15 protein-coding genes and 2 pseudogenes are annotated in these 17,090 nt (G+C 59.4%); 7 read left to right on the forward strand and 10 right to left on the reverse strand.

Annotation, left to right across the window (positions count from 1 at the left end; all coding sequences use genetic code 11):
• The coding region (locus WLY71_RS23495) for a hypothetical protein (RefSeq protein WP_347805450.1) at positions 1-370 on the forward strand (370 nt) is incomplete at its 5' end.
• A gap of 74 nt (positions 371-444) precedes the next feature.
• Positions 445-1,044, forward strand: coding sequence for a GGDEF domain-containing protein (locus WLY71_RS23500; RefSeq protein WP_347805451.1), 600 nt, complete (start codon positions 445-447; stop codon positions 1,042-1,044).
• Here WLY71_RS23500 and WLY71_RS23505 read toward each other — a convergent pair.
• Positions 1,013-1,438: a VOC family protein gene (locus WLY71_RS23505; RefSeq protein ID WP_347805452.1), complete on the reverse strand. Its 426-nt coding sequence runs from the start codon at positions 1,436-1,438 to the stop codon at positions 1,013-1,015. The two genes, WLY71_RS23500 and WLY71_RS23505, sit on opposite strands and share 32 nt — an antisense overlap.
• 111 nt (positions 1,439-1,549) lie before the next feature.
• On the opposite strand from WLY71_RS23505, the pseudogene WLY71_RS23510 reads away from it, so the two are divergent.
• Positions 1,550-2,109 (forward strand): annotated as a pseudogene (locus WLY71_RS23510) (LysR family transcriptional regulator).
• A gap of 174 nt (positions 2,110-2,283) precedes the next feature.
• Here WLY71_RS23510 and fabI read toward each other — a convergent pair.
• The 8 genes and pseudogenes from fabI to gloB form a co-directional block, all read right to left on the reverse strand.
• Positions 2,284-3,079: pseudogene (gene fabI, locus WLY71_RS23515) on the reverse strand (enoyl-ACP reductase FabI).
• Positions 3,080-3,100: 21 nt separating this feature from the next.
• A complete protein-coding gene (locus WLY71_RS23520) occupies positions 3,101-4,711 on the reverse strand; it encodes an ABC transporter ATP-binding protein (protein ID WP_347805453.1) in 1,611 nt (536 codons plus the stop codon).
• A gap of 1 nt (position 4,712) precedes the next feature.
• Positions 4,713-5,732 carry an ABC transporter permease gene (locus tag WLY71_RS23525; RefSeq protein ID WP_095128240.1) on the reverse strand — a complete coding sequence of 340 codons (1,020 nt, stop codon included), beginning with the start codon at positions 5,730-5,732 and terminating at the stop codon, positions 4,713-4,715.
• A gap of 1 nt (position 5,733) precedes the next feature.
• The gene (locus tag WLY71_RS23530; RefSeq protein WP_347805454.1) at positions 5,734-6,807 is read right to left on the reverse strand and encodes a microcin C ABC transporter permease YejB; all 1,074 of its coding nucleotides are present in this window, start codon (positions 6,805-6,807) and stop codon (positions 5,734-5,736) included.
• Between the two features lie 4 nt (positions 6,808-6,811).
• Positions 6,812-8,656 (reverse strand): extracellular solute-binding protein, encoded by a 1,845-nt coding sequence (locus tag WLY71_RS23535; protein WP_347805455.1) that lies wholly within the window; start codon positions 8,654-8,656, stop codon positions 6,812-6,814.
• Positions 8,653-10,485 carry an extracellular solute-binding protein gene (locus WLY71_RS23540; RefSeq protein WP_347805456.1) on the reverse strand — a complete coding sequence of 611 codons (1,833 nt, stop codon included), beginning with the start codon at positions 10,483-10,485 and terminating at the stop codon, positions 8,653-8,655. The genes WLY71_RS23535 and WLY71_RS23540 overlap by 4 nt, the downstream gene beginning before the upstream one ends.
• A 189-nt stretch (positions 10,486-10,674) precedes the next feature.
• Positions 10,675-12,129 (reverse strand): transglycosylase SLT domain-containing protein, encoded by a 1,455-nt coding sequence (locus WLY71_RS23545; protein WP_347805457.1) that lies wholly within the window; start codon positions 12,127-12,129, stop codon positions 10,675-10,677.
• A 99-nt stretch (positions 12,130-12,228) separates the two neighbouring features.
• On the reverse strand, positions 12,229-12,996 hold the full coding sequence (gloB, locus tag WLY71_RS23550; RefSeq protein WP_347805458.1) for a hydroxyacylglutathione hydrolase: 768 nt from the start codon (positions 12,994-12,996) through the stop codon (positions 12,229-12,231).
• 65 nt (positions 12,997-13,061) lie between these two features.
• On the opposite strand from gloB, the gene WLY71_RS23555 reads away from it, so the two are divergent.
• Positions 13,062-13,820 (forward strand): methyltransferase domain-containing protein, encoded by a 759-nt coding sequence (locus WLY71_RS23555; RefSeq protein WP_008152097.1) that lies wholly within the window; start codon positions 13,062-13,064, stop codon positions 13,818-13,820.
• A 92-nt stretch (positions 13,821-13,912) separates the two neighbouring features.
• Positions 13,913-14,365, forward strand: a complete 453-nt coding sequence (gene rnhA, locus WLY71_RS23560; protein ID WP_008152099.1) for a ribonuclease HI — start codon at positions 13,913-13,915, stop codon at positions 14,363-14,365.
• Between the two features lie 100 nt (positions 14,366-14,465).
• Here rnhA and WLY71_RS23565 read toward each other — a convergent pair whose 3' ends face one another.
• The gene (locus tag WLY71_RS23565) at positions 14,466-14,768 is read right to left on the reverse strand and encodes a DUF2388 domain-containing protein (RefSeq protein ID WP_347805459.1); all 303 of its coding nucleotides are present in this window, start codon (positions 14,766-14,768) and stop codon (positions 14,466-14,468) included.
• 190 nt (positions 14,769-14,958) lie between these two features.
• Here WLY71_RS23565 and dnaQ point away from each other — a divergent pair, with 190 nt between their 5' ends.
• Positions 14,959-15,717 carry a DNA polymerase III subunit epsilon gene (gene dnaQ / locus WLY71_RS23570; RefSeq protein WP_347805460.1) on the forward strand — a complete coding sequence of 253 codons (759 nt, stop codon included), beginning with the start codon at positions 14,959-14,961 and terminating at the stop codon, positions 15,715-15,717.
• A 227-nt stretch (positions 15,718-15,944) separates the two neighbouring features.
• On the forward strand, positions 15,945-17,090 hold a 1,146-nt coding region (locus tag WLY71_RS23575), incomplete at its 3' end, for an Orn/Lys/Arg decarboxylase N-terminal domain-containing protein (protein ID WP_347805461.1).

The following is a 17,090-nucleotide window of genomic DNA, read 5'->3' on the forward strand; positions in this document are numbered from 1 at the left end:
GGGCATGGACGGCAAGGGGGCGGCGGGTTTGCCCTGCGCTACCTGCCACGCCGAGAGTAATCCGCCGGCCAGTTACGGCGCTCACGCACCGCCAGGGGCGCCGCACTGGAGCTTGCCGCCAGCCGCGCACAAAATGGCCTGGATCGGTCTGCCGGCCGACCAGTTGTGCGCAATGATCAAGGACCGTTCCAGCAACGGTGACCGCGATTTCGCCGCGCTGATCAAGCATGTCAGCGACGACAAACTGGTGCTTTGGGGCTGGAATCCGGGTCAGGGAAGGGCGCCGGTGCCGGTGCCGCACGACATTTTCGTCACCCAGTTCAAGCTTTGGGCTGACGCGGGAGGGCCATGTCCGGTCGTGGGTAGTTGACCGGCGGTCCGTTAACAGGGAGCCAAACCGGGTATGGACGACTCTAAGCAATATACCCGCCAATGGAGTGAGTAATGCTGATCCCAGGCAAACCGGTAAAACCAGGCGCGTGCACCGACCCGTTGCGCACGCCACTGCAGGAGCGCGAGCTGCTGCGTGACTTGGCCCGCAAGGCCGAGGAGGAGTTGATGGGCGTGCAGATGGCGAGCATGGACGAGTTGACGCTGCTCTCCAACCGACACGGTTTTACAGCGCTGGCCCAACAAGGGCTGGATGTCTGCCAACAGCTGAAAAAGCCAGCGACGCTGCTGCTTTTCAATATTGATGACTTCAAACACATCAACTATCTCTATGGTCGTGCCGAGGGCGACAACGCCCTGAAAACCTTCGCTGATGTGCTGCGCATTGCCTTTCGCGAGAGCGATGTGATCGGCCGTTTGGGCAGCGACAAATTCGTTGCGTTGCTGAACGGCTCAAGCGTCGTGGAGATTCCCGCGATCAGGGCGCGACTCGAAGAAATACTCGAAGAGCGCAATGCCACGGTGCATCGCGGTTATGACATTCGCTTCAGCATCGGACAACTCGAGTGCAACCCTCAGCTCCCCGGCTCGATCGAGGAGCTGCTGGCACAAGCCGACGTATTCACTTGGCAAACAATTGACCTACGTCCTTGAATGCCTTGAACTCAAGCGCGTTGCCGCACGGATCGAAGAGAAACATCGTCGCTTGTTCACCTACCAATCCCTGAAAGCGAATGCCCGGTTCGATCACGAATCGGGTATCGAGGGATTTCAACCGTTCGGCCAGCGCCTCCCATTCCGCCATCCCCAACACCACACCAAAATGCGGCACCGGCACGTCATGACCGTCGACAGCATTGGTGTGCGCGGCTTCTTGAGTGGCGATTTTCGGCGCCAGGTGAATGACCAGTTGATGGCCGAAAAAATTGAAATCGACCCAATGATCGCTTGAGCGACCTTCTTCCAGGCCGAACACTTCGCCATAGAAATTGCGCGCGGCAGTCAGGTCGTAGACCGGGATGGCCAAGTGAAAAGGGGAGAGTTGCATCGGATGTGCCTCGACTGTCTGGATTCAGATTGAGTTTAGCCCTGTGCTTTTTGATTAAAAGACGATAATTTTTGCATCGAGCTCAAAATATTTAGATCAATCGAGAAGGCCATGCTGCGAGAACTGAAAACCTTCATTGCGGTAACGCGCTACGGCACGTTTGCCGCCGCCGGGATGCACATCGGCCTGACCCAGTCGGCCGTCAACGCGCAGATTCGCAATCTGGAACAGGCCCTGGGTATTCGTTTGTTCAACCGCACCGGACGTCAGGCGCTGCTCAATGCGGCGGGCCAGCCCCGTTTGTATTGATCGTGCCAGCGGACCTTGAAGGCGATGAGCCGTTGCAGATCCTCGTGAGCCATCCGCATGTGCGTTACGATCGCAATTCGTTCGGTGGAAGACTGGTGACGCGGTTTTTGCGCGAGCAGCAGATTGATGTGCAGGTGGCTTTGGAGCTGGATGAGCTGGAAGCGATCGTGAAGATGGTTGAATGCGGGTTAGGCGTGTCGCTGCTCCCCGAGGCGGGGCTATGGCTTGAACATGGGGCGAAGGTTCGGATCATCCCGTTGGGGGAGTTGACGTTCTATCGGGAGATTGTGTTGTTGCAGCGTTACAGTCAGCGTACACAACCGATCCAGCAGCTGTTTACGAAATGTCTGGGCGCCCAATAACCCTGTGGGAGCGAGCTTGCTCGCGATGACTGACTGACATTCAAAATTGATGTCGACTGACACTCCGTAATCGCGAGCAAGCTCGCTCCCACAGGGGGGCTGCATCAGGCCACAAATCGCAGGCATAAAAAAACCCGCCTCAAGAGGCGGGTTTTTTAATTGGCTGACCGAAGATTACTCTTCGAGGCTGCCCATGGCCGTGGTGTTGAAGCCACCGTCCACGTACATGATTTCGCCGCTGATGCCGGACGCCAGGTCCGAGCACAGGAAGGCGCCGGCGTTGCCGACTTCGTCGATGGTGACGTTACGACGCAGCGGGGTTTGCGCTTCGTTGGCGGCCAGCATCTTGCGGAAGTTCTTGATGCCGGAAGCGGCGAGGGTGCGGATCGGGCCAGCCGATACGCAGTTGACGCGGGTGCCGTCCGGGCCCAGGGAGCCGGCCAGGTAACGAACGCCAGCTTCCAGGGAAGCCTTGGCCATGCCCATCACGTTGTAGTTCGGCATGGTGCGCTCGGCGCCCAGGTACGACAGGGTCAGCAAGCTGCCGTTGCGGCCTTTCATCATTTCGCGACCGGCTTTGGCCAGGGCCACGAAGCTGTAGGCGCTGATGTCGTGAGCAATGCGGAAACCTTCACGGGTGGTGGCTTCGGTGAAGTCGCCATCCAGTTGGTCGCCCGGGGCGAAGCCGACGGAGTGCACGATGCAGTCCAGGCCGTCCCACTTCTTGCCCAGTTCAACGAAGACCTTGGCGATTTCTTCATCGCTGGCCACGTCGCACGGGGAAGCACAGGTCAGGGTTGGAACCCCAGCTTTGTGCGAACTCTTCGACACGACCCTTGAGTTTGTCGTTCTGATAAGTGAAGGCAAGCTCAGCGCCCTCGCGATGCATGGCGGCAGCGATGCCGGATGCGATGGACAGCTTGCTGGCGACACCGACGATCAGTACGCGCTTACCGGCGAGAAAACCCATGTGTTGCTCCTCTCTTTCAGGTTATTGCGCAGTGGCCGGGGCCAGGAAAGCGGCTTCCAGCAACTGCTGTGTATACGGATGTTTGGGGGCCGCAAAAATACTTTGCGCGTCTCCCTGTTCGACCACTTGGCCTTGCTTGACCACCATCAACTGATGGCTCAGCGCTTTGACGACAGCCAGGTCATGGCTGATAAACAGATACGTCAGGTTGTACTTGGTTTGCAGTGAACGCAAAAGCTCCACCACTTGGCGTTGCACTGTCCGGTCGAGGGCCGATGTCGGCTCGTCCAGCAGAATCAACGCCGGTTTTAGCACTAATGCCCGGGCAATGGCGATTCTCTGCCGTTGCCCGCCGGAAAATTCGTGGGGGTAGCGGTGCCGGGTTTCCGGGTCCAGACCTACCTCCTTGAGTGCCGCAATAATCGCTTGTTCCTGTTCCGCCTCGGTGCCCATCTTGTGGATCCGCAGGCCTTCGCCGACGATCTGGCTCACGCACATCCGTGGGCTCAGGCTGCCGAACGGGTCTTGAAACACCACCTGCATCTGCCGACGCAGCGGCCGAACCTGTTGCTGCGTCAGGCAGTCTAGCTGCTTGCCTTCAAAACGGATCGAGCCTTTGCTACCGATCAGCCGCAAAATCGCCAAACCCAGTGTCGACTTGCCGGAACCGCTTTCTCCCACGATCCCCAGAGTCTGGCCCTGAGGCAGGCTGAAATTGATTCCGTCCACCGCTTTGATGTGGTCGACGGTCTTTTTCAGAAAGCCCTTCTTGATCGGGAACCAGACTCTCAGGTCCTCGACTTGCAGCAATGGCGGGCCGATAACGTTAGTTGCCGGCTTGCCGCTGGGCTCCGCTGCCAGCAGTTCCCGAGTGTACGGATGCTGCGGTGCGCGGAACAACTCTTCGCACGATGCCTGTTCGACGATGCAACCGCGCTGCATGACACATACGCGATGCGCAATTCTTCGTACAAGGTTCAAATCGTGACTGATCAGTAGCAGCGCCATGCCCAATCGGGCCTGTAATTCCTTGAGCAATTCGAGGATTTTCAGCTGAACGGTTACGTCCAGCGCGGTGGTCGGCTCGTCGGCGATCAGCAGTTCCGGCTCGTTGGCCAGGGCCATGGCAATCATTACCCGCTGACGCTGGCCGCCAGACAATTCATGGGGCAGGGCCTTGAGGCGCTTCTCGGGCTCCGGGATGCCGACCATTTCCAGCAGCTCCAGCGTGCGCTTGGTCGCGACTTTGCCGATCAGGCCTTTGTGGGTGCTCAACACTTCATTGATCTGCTTCTCGATCGAGTGCAGCGGATTGAGCGAGGTCATTGGCTCCTGGAAGATCATCGCGATCCGGTTGCCGCGGATGTGGCGGATGGTTTTCTCTTTCAGGCTCAGCAGATTTTGCCCGGAGTACTCGATGGTCCCGGACGGATGCCGGGCGAGCGGGTAAGGCAACAGCTGCAGGATCGAGTGGGCGGTCACCGATTTGCCGGAGCCACTTTCGCCCACCAGCGCCAGGGTTTCGCCGCGCTTGATATCGAAGCTCACGCCTTCGACCACCCGTTGAACGCGCTCGCCGACGACAAATTCGACGGCCAGGTCGCGCACTTCGATCAGATTGTCCTGATTCATTTCACTTCCTCGGGTCGAAGGCATCGCGAGCAGACTCGCCGATGAACACCAGTAAACTCAACATCAACGCCAGCACGGCAAACGCGCTCATACCGAGCCACGGCGCTTGCAGGTTGGATTTGCCCTGGGCCACCAGTTCACCGAGGGACGGCGCGCCAGGCGGCAAACCGAAGCCGAGGAAATCCAGGGCGGTCAGGGTGCCAATCGCGCCGGTCAGAATGAACGGCATGAAGGTCATGGTCGAGACCATTGCGTTGGGCAGGATGTGGCGGAACATGATCGCCCCGTTTTGCATCCCCAGCGCCCGCGCGGCGCGCACGTATTCCAGATTACGCCCTCGCAGGAATTCGGCACGGACCACGTCCACCAGGCTCATCCACGAGAACAGCAGCATGATCCCCAGCAGCCACCAGAAATTCGGCTGCACGAAGCTGGCGAGAATGATCAGCAGGTACAGCACCGGCAGCCCGGACCAGATCTCCAGAAAGCGCTGCCCGGCCAAATCCACCCAGCCGCCGTAGAAACCCTGCAAGGCCCCGGCAATCACACCGATGATCGAGCTGAGAATGGTCAGCGTCAGGGCAAACAGCACCGATATCCGGAAGCCATAAATCACCCGCGCCAACACGTCGCGGCCCTGATCGTCAGTGCCCAGCAGATTGTCGGTGGAAGGCGGCGCTGGGGCCGGGACTTTCAGGTCGTAGTTGATGCTTTGATAGCTGTAGGGAATCGGCGCCCACAGGACCCAGGCGTCTTTTTCCTTGAGCAATTCGCGGATGTACGGGCTCTTGTAGTTGGCTTCCAGCGGGAACTCGCCGCCGAAGGTGGTTTCCGGGTAACGCTTGAGCGCCGGGAAGTACCAGCCGTTGTCGTAGTGCACCACCAGCGGTTTGTCGTTGGCGATCAACTCGGCGCCGAGGCTCAGCCCAAACAGCAGCAGAAACAGCCACAGCGACCACCAGCCACGCTTGTTGGCCTTGAACAGTTCGAAGCGTCGGCGATTGAGAGGGGACAGATTCATCTCAATGCTCCCGGCTTTCGAAGTCGATACGCGGATCGACAAAGGTGTACGTGAGGTCACCGATGAGTTTCACCACCAGCCCCAGCAGTGTGAAGATAAACAGCGTGCCGAAGACCACCGGGTAATCGCGGTTGATCGCCGCCTCGAAACTCATCAGCCCGAGGCCGTCGAGGGAGAAGATCACCTCCACCAGCAACGAGCCGGTGAAGAAGATGCCGATAAACGCCGACGGGAACCCGGCGATCACCAGCAGCATGGCGTTGCGGAACACATGGCCGTAGAGCACGCGGTGATTGCTCAGGCCCTTGGCTTTGGCGGTGACCACGTACTGTTTATTGATTTCATCGAGGAAGCTGTTCTTGGTCAGCAGGGTCATGGTCGCGAAGTTGCCGATCACCAGCGCCGTCACCGGCAAGGCCAGGTGCCAGAAGTAATCGAGAACCTTGCCGCCCATGCTCAACTCATCGAAGTTGTTGGAGGTCAGCCCTCTGAGCGGGAACCAGTCGAAATAGCTGCCGCCGGCGAACACCACGATCAGCAGGATGGCAAACAGAAATGCCGGGATCGCGTAGCCGACGATGATCAACGAGCTGGTCCAGACATCGAAGTGGCTGCCGTGTCGCGTCGCCTTGGCGATCCCCAGCGGGATCGACACCAGGTACATGATCAGCGTGCTCCACAGCCCTAGGGAGATCGACACCGGCATCTTTTCCTTGATCAGGTCGATGACCTTGGCATCGCGGAAGAAGCTGTCGCCGAAATCCAGGGTGGCGTAATTCTTGATCATGATCCACAAGCGTTCCGGCGCCGATTTATCGAAGCCGTACATGTGCTCGATTTCCTTGACCAGCATCGGGTCCAGGCCTTGGGCGCCGCGATAGGCGGAGCCCGCCACCGAGACTTCGGCACCGCCACCGGCAATGCGGCTGGTGGCGCCTTCGAAGCCTTCGAGCTTGGCGATCATCTGCTCCACCGGCCCGCCGGGGGCGGCCTGGATGATCACAAAGTTGATCAGCAAAATGCCGAGCAAGGTCGGGATGATCAGCAGCAGTCGCCGAAAAATATACGCCAGCATCTGATTACTCCGTGCCCGCAGGGTCGGCTTGCAGTTTGGTTTCGACTTCTACCGCAGGTTTGGCATCGGGCTTGACCCACCAGGTGTTAATGCCGATGTCGTACTTGGGGGAGATTTTCGGATGACCGATGTGGTTCCAGTACGCCACGCGCCAGGTTTTGATGTGCCAGTTGGGGATCACGTAATAGCCCCATTGCAGCACGCGGTCCAGCGCGCGTGCATGGGCCACCAGACTTTTGCGCGAATCGGCGTTGATCAATTGCTCGACCAACTGGTCCACCACCGGGTCTTTGAGGCCCATGGAGTTGCGGCTGCCGGGTTTGTCGGCGGCAGCGGACATCCAGAACTCGCGTTGCTCGTTGCCCGGCGAGTTGGACTGAGGGAAGCTGCCGACGATCATGTCGAAGTCCCGTGAACGCACGCGGTTGATGTACTGCGAGACGTCGACCCGGCGGATCACCAGGTCAATCCCCAAGTCGCTCATGTTGCGCTTGAACGGCAGCAGCACCCGCTCGAATTCGGTCTGGGCCAACAGGAACTCGATGGTCACTGGTTTGCCATTGGGGTCGACCATCTTGTCATCGACGATCCGCCAGCCCGCCTCTTGCAGCAGTTGATAAGCTTTGCGCTGTTGGGCGCGGATCATGCCGCTGGCGTCGGTCACCGGGTTCTGGAACGCCTCGCTGAATACCTGCTCGGGAATCTTGCCGCGGAACGGATTCAAAATTTCAAGCTGATTGGCGTCCGGCAGACCGCTGGCAGCCATTTCCGAGTTCTCGAAGTAACTGCGGGTGCGCGCGTAGGCGCCGTTGAACAGTTGCTTGTTGGTCCATTCGAAATCCAGCAACAGGGTCAGGGCCTGGCGCACGCGCACATCCTGGAACACCGGGCGGCGCAGGTTGAATACAAAGCCTTGCATGCCGGTGGGGTTGCCGTTGGGGATCTGCTCCTTGATCAACCGGCCCTCGGTGACGGCCGGAATGTTGTAGGCGTTGGCCCAGTTCTTTGCTGCCATTTCGAGCCAGTAATCGAACTGCCCGGCCTTGAGTGCTTCCAGGGCCACGGTGTTGTCGCGGTAGTAGTCGGTGGTCATCACGTCGAAGTTGTAGAACCCGCGATTCGCCGGCAGGTCCTTGGCCCAGTAATCCTTGACCCGTTCATAGCGCACCGAACGCCCGGCCTTGACTTCGCTGACCTTGTACGGGCCGCTGCCCAACGGCATTTCCAGGTTGCCCTTGGTGAAATCGCGCGTCGCCCACCAATGCTTGGGCAACACCGGCAACTGGCCGAGGATCAGCGGCAACTCACGGTTGTTGTTGTTGTGTTTGAACTTGAACAGCACCGTCAGCGGATCTTCAGCGACCACTTCCTCGACATCGCTGTAGTAACCGCGGAACAGCGGCGCGCCGTCCTTGATCAGGGTCTGGAAGCTGAACACCACGTCCTCGGCGCGCATCGGATGCCCGTCGTGGAAGCGCGCTTCGGGGCGCAGGTAGAAACGCACCCAGCTGTTGTCCGGGGATTTTTCGATCTTGCCGGCGACCAGGCCGTACTCGGTGAACGGTTCATCCAGGCCCTGTTTGGCCAGGGTGTCGTAGATCATGCTGATGTCGTCGGCCGCGACACCCTTGTTAATGAAGGGATTAAGGCTGTCAAAGCCGCCGAAACCGGCCTGACGGAAGATCCCGCCCTTGGGCGCGTCGGGGTTCACGTAATCGAAATGTTTGAAATCGGCCGGGTATTTCGGCGGCTCGTTGTACAGGGTCAGGGCATGTTGCGGGGCGGCGCAGGCCAGCCCGGCGAACAACAGGCCGCTGGCCTGCAAGAGCAGGGCGCGTACGGGTTTCATCGATCTTTCTCCGAAGATTTCAGCCACCACGCGCTCAGGCCCAACGTGTAGGGCGGCGTAGTGACGAAGGCGAACCGGTTGCGGTAGGCCAGGCGGTGATAATTGAGGTACCAGTTGGGAATGATGTAGTGCTGCCACAGCAACACCCGGTCCAGGGCCTTGCCGGCGGCGACCTGTTCATCGCGGGTCTGGGCGGCGAGCAATTGTTCGAGTAAATGGTCGACCACCGGATTGGCGATGCCCGCGTAGTTTTTGCTGCCCTTGACCCCGACCTGGCTGGAATGGAAGTACTGCCATTGTTCCAGGCCTGGACTGAGCGTCTGGTTGAGGGTCATCAGGATCATGTCGAAATCGAACTGATCAAGGCGTTGCTTGTACTGGGCGCGATCGACTGTGCGCAGCCGAGCGTCGATGCCGATGCTGGCGAGGTTTTCGACGTAAGGCTGAAGGATGCGTTCCAGGTTCGGATTGACCAGCAGAATCTCCAATCGCAACGGTTGCCCAGCGGCATTCTGAACGTGCTGGCCGCTGAGCTTCCAGCCGGCCTCCGCGAGCAGGCCCAGGGCCTTGCGCATGGTTTCCCGGGGAATGCCGCGCCCTTGGGTCTGCGGCAGGCTGAACGGCTCGGTGAAGAGCTTGGCGGGCAATTGCTCGCGATACGGCTTGAGCATCAGCCATTCATGGCCGACCGGAAGGCCCGTCGCGGAGAACTCGCTGTTGGGGTAGTAGCTCATGGCGCGTTTATAGGCGCCGCTGAACAGCGTGCGGTTGGTCCACTCGAAGTCGAACATCAGGCCCAGCGCTTCACGGACTTTGGTCTCGGAGAAGGTCGGGCGTCGGGAGTTCATGAACAGACCCTGGCTCTGGGTCGGGATCTGATGCGGGATTTGCGCCTTGATGACGTCTGCGCGGCGCACTGCCGGGAAGCTGTAGCCGTTTTCCCAGTTCTTCGCCTGGTGCTCGATATAGATGTCGAATTCGCCGGCCTTGAAGGCTTCGAAGGCGACGTCACTGTCGCGGTAGAACTCGACTTCCATGCGATCGAAGTTGTACTTGCCGCGATTGACCGGCAGGTCCTTGCCCCAATAATCCTTGACTCGTTCGAAAATAATCCGCCGTCCTGGCTCTGCCGAAGTGATGCGATAAGGCCCGCTGCCCAGTGGCGCTTCGAAGGTGGTGGCCTTGAAGTCACGACCTTTCCAGTAATGCTGGGGCAGCACCGGCAATTCACCCAGGCGAAGGATCAGCAACGGATTGCCGGCGCGCTTGAAGACGAAACGAATGCGCTGCGGATTGAGGATGTCGACCCGCGACACTTCCTGAAGGTTGGTGCGGTATTGCGGGTGGCCTTCCTTGAGCAGCAAGCGGTAGGAAAACGCCACGTCATAGGCGGTAATCGGTGTGCCGTCGTGGAAACGCGCTTCGGGGCGCAGGTTGAACACCACCCAGCTACGGTCCTCGCTGTACTCCACCGATTGGGCGATCAGGCCATAGCTGGAGGTCGGCTCATCGCCGGACGGCGCGTACTGGCCGGTGCCGACCATCAACGGTTCGTTGAGCTCGTTGATGCCGTATTGCAGGAAATTCGGTGTGGAAACCGGACTTGAACCCTTGAAGGTGTAGGGATTGAGCGTATCGAAGGTGCCAAACGCCATCACCCGCAACGTACCGCCCTTGGGCGCTTGCGGGTTGACCCAGTCGAAGTGGGTAAATCTGGCCGGGTACTTGAGCGTGCCGAACTGCGCATAACCATGGCTTTCGCTGATCGTCGCGCTTGCGGGGGAGCTCAAGGCCAGGCTGATCAGGAGCAGGAGGAGGGGACGCTTCAAGTCAGGGATCCGATCCAGGCGGCTTGGGCTTTGTGGCTCGTACAGTAACAGCTTGTATCGACAGGAAAAAGACGGGTGCTGAAAGCGGTGTTGGGGCGTAAAAAAAGATCGCAGCCAGCGGCAGCTCCAACCTGCGTTTACATTCGTAGGAGCTGCCGAAGGCTGCGATCTTTTTGGGTTTCACATCAATCAGCGCGGGGAAGCCACCGTCAGCATCTGACCCGGCTTCAGCGCCTGGCCAACACGCGGGTTCCAGCGCTTGAGGTGCTGCATTTCGACGTTGAAACGCTTGGCTACCATGTACAGCGAGTCGCCTTGTTTGACCTTGTACTGGGTCTGCGGCTTCTGTTTGTCAGCTTTACTGTTTGCTTTGCTGTTCGCCGCCACGACGGTGTTGACCCGACCGCTGCTGCGCTTCGTGGTGTCCTGCATGACCAGTGTCTGGCCGACCTTGAGGTTCTTGCCGGTCAGCTTGTTCCAGCGCTGCAGGTCCTTGATGTCGACCTTGTTGGCCTTGGCGATGGTACCGAGGTTGTCGCCGCGTTTAACGCGATAAGCGCGTTTGAGACTGGCGAGTTCGGAGTCGTCCGAGCCTTCGAATACCGGCTTGAGCGGCTTCTTGCTGATCAACTCTTCAGGACGCATGGTCGACAGGCTGGCCGTCAGCAGTTGCGCCTTGGACGTTGGCACCAGCAAATGCTGGGGGCCATCGATGGTGGTGCGCTGCTTGAAGGCCGGGTTGAGCTGGAACAGTTCGTCTTCGTCGATGTTAGCCACCGCGGCGACCTTGGACAGGTCCATGCGCTGGTTGATTTCGACGACCTGGAAGTACGGTTCGTTGGCGATCGGGTTCAGGTTCACGCCGTAGGCTTCAGGTGCCAGCACCACTTGCGACAGGGCCAGCAGCTTTGGCACGTAGGCCTGGGTTTCGGCCGGCAGCGGCAGGTTCCAGTAATCGGTCGGCAAGCCGAGCTTTTCGTTGCGCTCGATGGCCCGGCTGACCGTGCCTTCGCCGGCGTTGTACGCCGCCAGGGCCAGTAGCCAGTCGCCGTTGAACATGTCGTGCAGGCGGGTCAGGTAATCCATGGCCGCGGTGGTCGACGCGGTGATATCGCGACGGCCATCATAGAAACGGGTTTGACGCAGGTTGAAGTAACGCCCGGTGGAGGGGATGAATTGCCACAAGCCAACCGCGTTGGCCCGGGAATAGGCCATCGGGTTGTAGGCGCTTTCAATCACCGGCAACAGCGCCAGTTCCAGCGGCATGTTGCGCTCTTCAAGGCGTTCGACGATGTAGTGAATGTAGAGGCTGCCGCGTTCGCCGGCGTTTTCGAGGAAGGACGGGTTGCTGGCGAACCACAGGCGCTGTTGCTCGATGCGCGGGTTGACGCCCAGGTTGTCCTGCAACTGGAAGCCCTGGCGCATGCGCTCCCAGACATCCTGTGGAATTTGTGGAGTCGGTTTTTCGCTGAGCCAGATAGGCTTCTGCTTGGCTCGCGCCGCAATGTTCGGAGTGTGTGTCGCTTCGGTCTGCGGCACATGGCTTGAGCAGCCCGCCAGAGTGGCGGACACAGCCACCGCGATGGCTTGAGCCAAGCGGGTCAATGCGTCTGAATTGATGGCTTTGCGAATAGATGACGACATTGGCTGGAAGTAAGTTCCGGGCAAAAATGTCGGGCGATTCTAGAAAGCGCACCCCCTGCGGTCAACCATTCAGAATTTTTGTACCAGCGTGATGGCTATTTAGAACTTATCTTTCCAAGCACGCAGAGCAGCAAAAACCGCACTCGGAGCACGGTTTTGGGTTCCATTCCGTTCGTCCACTTTTTCTTTAACGGATGTTTCGTCGACACGTAAAAACGGGTTGGTAAGCTTTTCAAGCGCCAGAGTAGAGGGCAGCGTCATGATTCCGGCTTCACGTTGTTCGGTGACTTTTTCCAGACGTGCGGTGGTGTCCGGATTGCCTGGTTCGACCGCTGCGGCAAACTTCAGGTTGCTCAGGGTGTATTCGTGAGTGCAGTAGACCAGCGTATCCTCAGGCAGCGCGGCAAGGCGGGTCAGAGAGGTATGCATTTGCTCCGGCGTGCCTTCGAACAAGCGCCCGCAACCGGCGGCAAACAGGGTGTCACCGCAGAACAGCAAACCATGATGGTAATAGGCGATATGCCCCAAGGTATGGCCGGGGACGGCAAAGACATCAAAGTCCCAGCCCAGCACGCTGACGCGGTCGTTGTCCTTGAGGGCCACGTCCCGGAGCGGGATGGTTTCGCTGGCCGGACCGTAGACTGTCGCGTCTGTCGCTTTTTTCAGCTGCTCGACGCCGCCGACGTGGTCATGATGATGGTGAGTGATCAAAATATCACTCAACACCCAACCCGGATGCGCTGCGAGCCAGGCCTGCACCGGCGCGGCATCGCCCGGATCGACCACCGCGCAGCGCTGGGTGCGGTGGTCTTGTAACAACCAGATGTAGTTGTCGGTGAAGGCGGGCAGGGCACTGATCTGTATCATCGTCGGATTCGCCAAGCGGAAAACAATGGCGCATCTTAGAACTTCCTGGCGCGTTGGAGAATGCAATGACCGATAAAGCGTTCGCTCAGGCTGATCCTGAGTGGCTGACATTGATCAGCGCGGCCCGTGAATGGCTGTCCGGCCCCATCGGGCAATTTCTGCTGGACGAAGAACGTCGCATGCTCGAAGACGAGTTGGGACGGTTCTTTGGTGGTTACCTGGTGCATTACGGCCCGTCGGCCCAGACGCCGCCGTCGGCGCCGCAAGTCCAGCGCAATGTGCGGCTCGGCGCGCCGTTGCCGGGTGTCGAGATCGTCTGCGAAGAGCAGGCGTGGCCTTTGAGCGAGCATGCCGCCGATGTGGTGGTGTTGCAGCATGGGCTGGATTTCTGCCTGTCACCCCACGGTTTGCTGCGTGAAGCGGCGAGCAGCGTGCGGCCCGGCGGGCATCTGCTGATCGTCGGGATCAACCCCTGGAGCACCTGGGGCTTGCGTCACGTTTTTGCTCACGACGCCTTGCGCAAGGCTCGCTGCATCTCCCCGTCGCGAGTCGGTGACTGGCTGAACCTGCTGGGTTTCGCGCTGGAGAAACGCCGCTTCGGGTGCTATCGTCCGCCGCTTGCGTCACCCGCCTGGCAGGCTCGCCTGGCCGGTTGGGAGCGCAAGGCCGGTGACTGGCAACTGTCGGGTGGCGGCTTCTATTTATTGGTTGCGCGCAAGATCGTGGTGGGCCTGCGGCCCGTCCGTCAGGAGCGGCGCGAACCGATGGGCAAGCTGATTCCATTGCCGATGGCCAAGGTCAACCGTCGCCGCATCGATCCGTAATACACTTTTTATTTTCCCGGCCGGGTTTGCCCCAGCCTCGGGCATCGTCGATCACCGATCGGCGAGCCACCGCATTTTCTGGATAGATTGGCATGAGCGATAGCGTAGAACTCTTCACTGACGGCGCCTGTAAAGGCAATCCTGGCCCTGGCGGCTGGGGCGCGTTGCTGGTGTGCAAGGGCATTGAAAAAGAACTGTGGGGCGGCGAAGCCAACACCACCAACAACCGCATGGAGCTGATGGGCGCGATCCGTGGTCTTGAAGAACTCAAGCGCTCCTGCGACGTGCTGCTGGTCACCGACTCGCAGTACGTGATGAAAGGCATCAACGAGTGGATGGACAACTGGAAGAAGCGCGGCTGGAAAACCGCTGCGAAAGAACCGGTGAAAAACGCTGATCTGTGGAAGTTGCTGGATGAGCAGGTCAATCGCCACAACGTCACCTGGAAATGGGTGCGCGGGCACATTGGCCATCACGGCAACGAACGCGCTGACCAATTGGCCAATCGCGGCGTGGATGAAGTGCGCGGTTACAAACAGGCTTAATCCCTGTGGGAGCCGAGCTTGCTCGCGATGAACGATGACGCGGTGTTCCTGAAAGACCGTATCGCCTGCATCGCGAGCAAGCTCGGCTCCTACAAGACCTTCACAGCATCAAGATCGCAGTGGCCAGTTGTTGGTCTGAGTACTGATCCGTTACCTCCCCACGAATCCGCACAAACGCCGCTTCAATCCGCACCCCGCGAATCTCCCCGTCACTGGCCACAAACGCCGCCGCATCATCCTTCGCCGCCAACACAATCTTGTCGTCGCTGAACGACCCGCTGGTGCCCTTGGTCGAGCTCAACGTCAAACTCACCGTCACATCTGTGCTGATCACGAAACTGGTGGCCTGGGCGCCCGTACCCAGCAGGCAGGTACTCAATAATAGAAACCGTGCGGTCTTCATGACGAAATCAAACCCATAGGAAACAAGCACCGCACGCTAACAAGCCGTTCTGCTCCAGACTTTATGAACTTTGCTAATGATTGTTAAAAACTGCATGAACGCCAGTCATTTACCTGTGCGCGCGCCTGATCCCGCGGGCGTGTTAACATCGCCGCTTTTGCACGAATGACCCGTTGAGAGCTGAGCACTGATGGCCACCAGATCCGTTGTACTCGATACCGAAACCACCGGCATGCCGGTGACCGACGGCCACCGGATTATCGAAATCGGTTGTGTCGAGTTGATCGGTCGGCGCCTGACGGGCCGGCATTTCCACGTTTACCTGCAACCGGACCGTGAGAGTGATGAAGGCGCTATTGGCGTCCACGGCATCACCAACGAATTTTTGGTCGGCAAGCCGCGCTTCACTGAAGTGGCCGATGAATTCTTTGAATTCATCAAGGGTGCGCAGCTGATCATCCATAACGCGGCGTTCGACGTTGGCTTCATCAACAACGAATTCGCCCTGATGGGCCAGCACGATCGTGCGGACATCACGCAGCACTGCTCGATCCTCGACACCCTGATGATGGCCAGGGAACGTCACCCGGGGCAGCGCAACAGCCTCGACGCCTTGTGCAAACGCTATGGCGTCGACAACTCCGGTCGTGAACTGCACGGCGCCTTGCTCGACTCCGAGATCCTCGCCGACGTTTACCTGACCATGACGGGCGGCCAGACCAGCCTGTCCCTGGCCGGTAATGCTTCCGACGGCAACGGTTCCGGGGAAGGTGCGGACAATTCCGCCACCGAGATCCGCCGCCTGCCGGTCGATCGTCAACCGACGCGTATCATCCGTGCCAGCGAAGATGACCTGGCCCAACACGTGGCACGCCTGGAAGCCATCGCCAAATCGGCTGGCGCCCCGTCGCTGTGGCAGCAACTGGCCGAGGCCAAGGCTCAGGCGTAGGCCCTTCGAAAAAGATCGCAGCCTCGTTTCACTCGACAGCTCCTACAGGGTTACGCATTCCGTTGTTGGAGCTGTCGAGTGAAACGAGGCTGCGATCTTTTGATCTTTATAAAGCGTGCCGCGCCCGATGACCCATTTCAGTGCATGACACTCGCCACATCCGCCTCAACCCTCTACCCTGAGGTGATTGGCGGACCACGGTCTGCCGCCTCAGGACACTGAGCCTCATGTATAAAGATTTGAAATTCCCGGTCCTGATCGTCCATCGCGACATCAAGGCCGACACCGTCGCCGGTGATCGCGTGCGTGGCATCGCCCGGGAGCTGGAGCAGGAAGGCTTCAGCATTGTCTCGGCGGTGGATTACACCGAAGGGCGTCTGGTTGCCTCGACCCATCACGGTCTTTCCTGCATGTTGATTGCAGCCGAAGACGCCAGCACTCACTCTCATCTATTGCACAACATGGCCGAGCTGATTGGCCTGGCGCGGGTGCGTGCGCCCGACTTGCCGATCTTCGCGCTGGGTGAGCAGGTGACCCTGGAAAACGCTCCGGCCGACGCCATGGCCGAACTCAATCAGCTGCGCGGGATTCTTTATCTGTTCGAAGACACCGTGCCTTTTCTGGCCAGACAGGTTGCTCGAGCGGCACGCAAATATCTGGATGGTCTGCTGCCGCCGTTTTTCAAAGCGCTGGTGCAGCACACGGCTGACTCGAATTATTCCTGGCACACGCCCGGCCATGGCGGCGGCGTGGCGTACCACAAGAGCCCGGTGGGTCAGGCGTTTCACCAGTTCTTCGGGGAAAATACCCTGCGTTCCGATTTGTCGGTGTCGGTGCCCGAATTGGGCTCTTTGCTCGATCACACCGGTCCGCTGGCAGAAGCCGAGGCCCGTGCTGCCCGCAATTTCGGCGCCGATCACACTTTCTTTGTGATCAATGGCACCTCGACCGCCAACAAAATCGTCTGGCATTCGATGGTCGCTCGCGATGACTTGGTGTTGGTGGATCGCAACTGCCACAAGTCGATATTGCACTCGATCATCATGACCGGCGCCATTCCGCTGTACCTGTGCCCGGAGCGCAATGAGCTGGGGATCATCGGCCCGATTCCCTTGAGCGAATTCAGCCGCGAATCGATTCAGGCCAAGATTGACGCCAGCCCACTGACCAAGGGCCGGGCGCCCAAGGTCAAGTTGGCGGTGGTGACCAATTCGACGTACGACGGCCTCTGCTACAACGCTGAGCTGATCAAGCAGCAGTTGGGCAACAGCGTCGAGGTCTTGCACTTCGATGAGGCCTGGTACGCCTACGCGGCGTTTCACGAGTTCTTCGCCGGGCGTTACGGCATGGGCACTTCCCGCAGTGACGATGGC

The sequence above is a fragment of the Pseudomonas rossensis genome (assembly GCF_039888995.1).
Classification (GTDB): Bacteria; Pseudomonadota; Gammaproteobacteria; order Pseudomonadales; family Pseudomonadaceae; genus Aquipseudomonas; species Aquipseudomonas rossensis.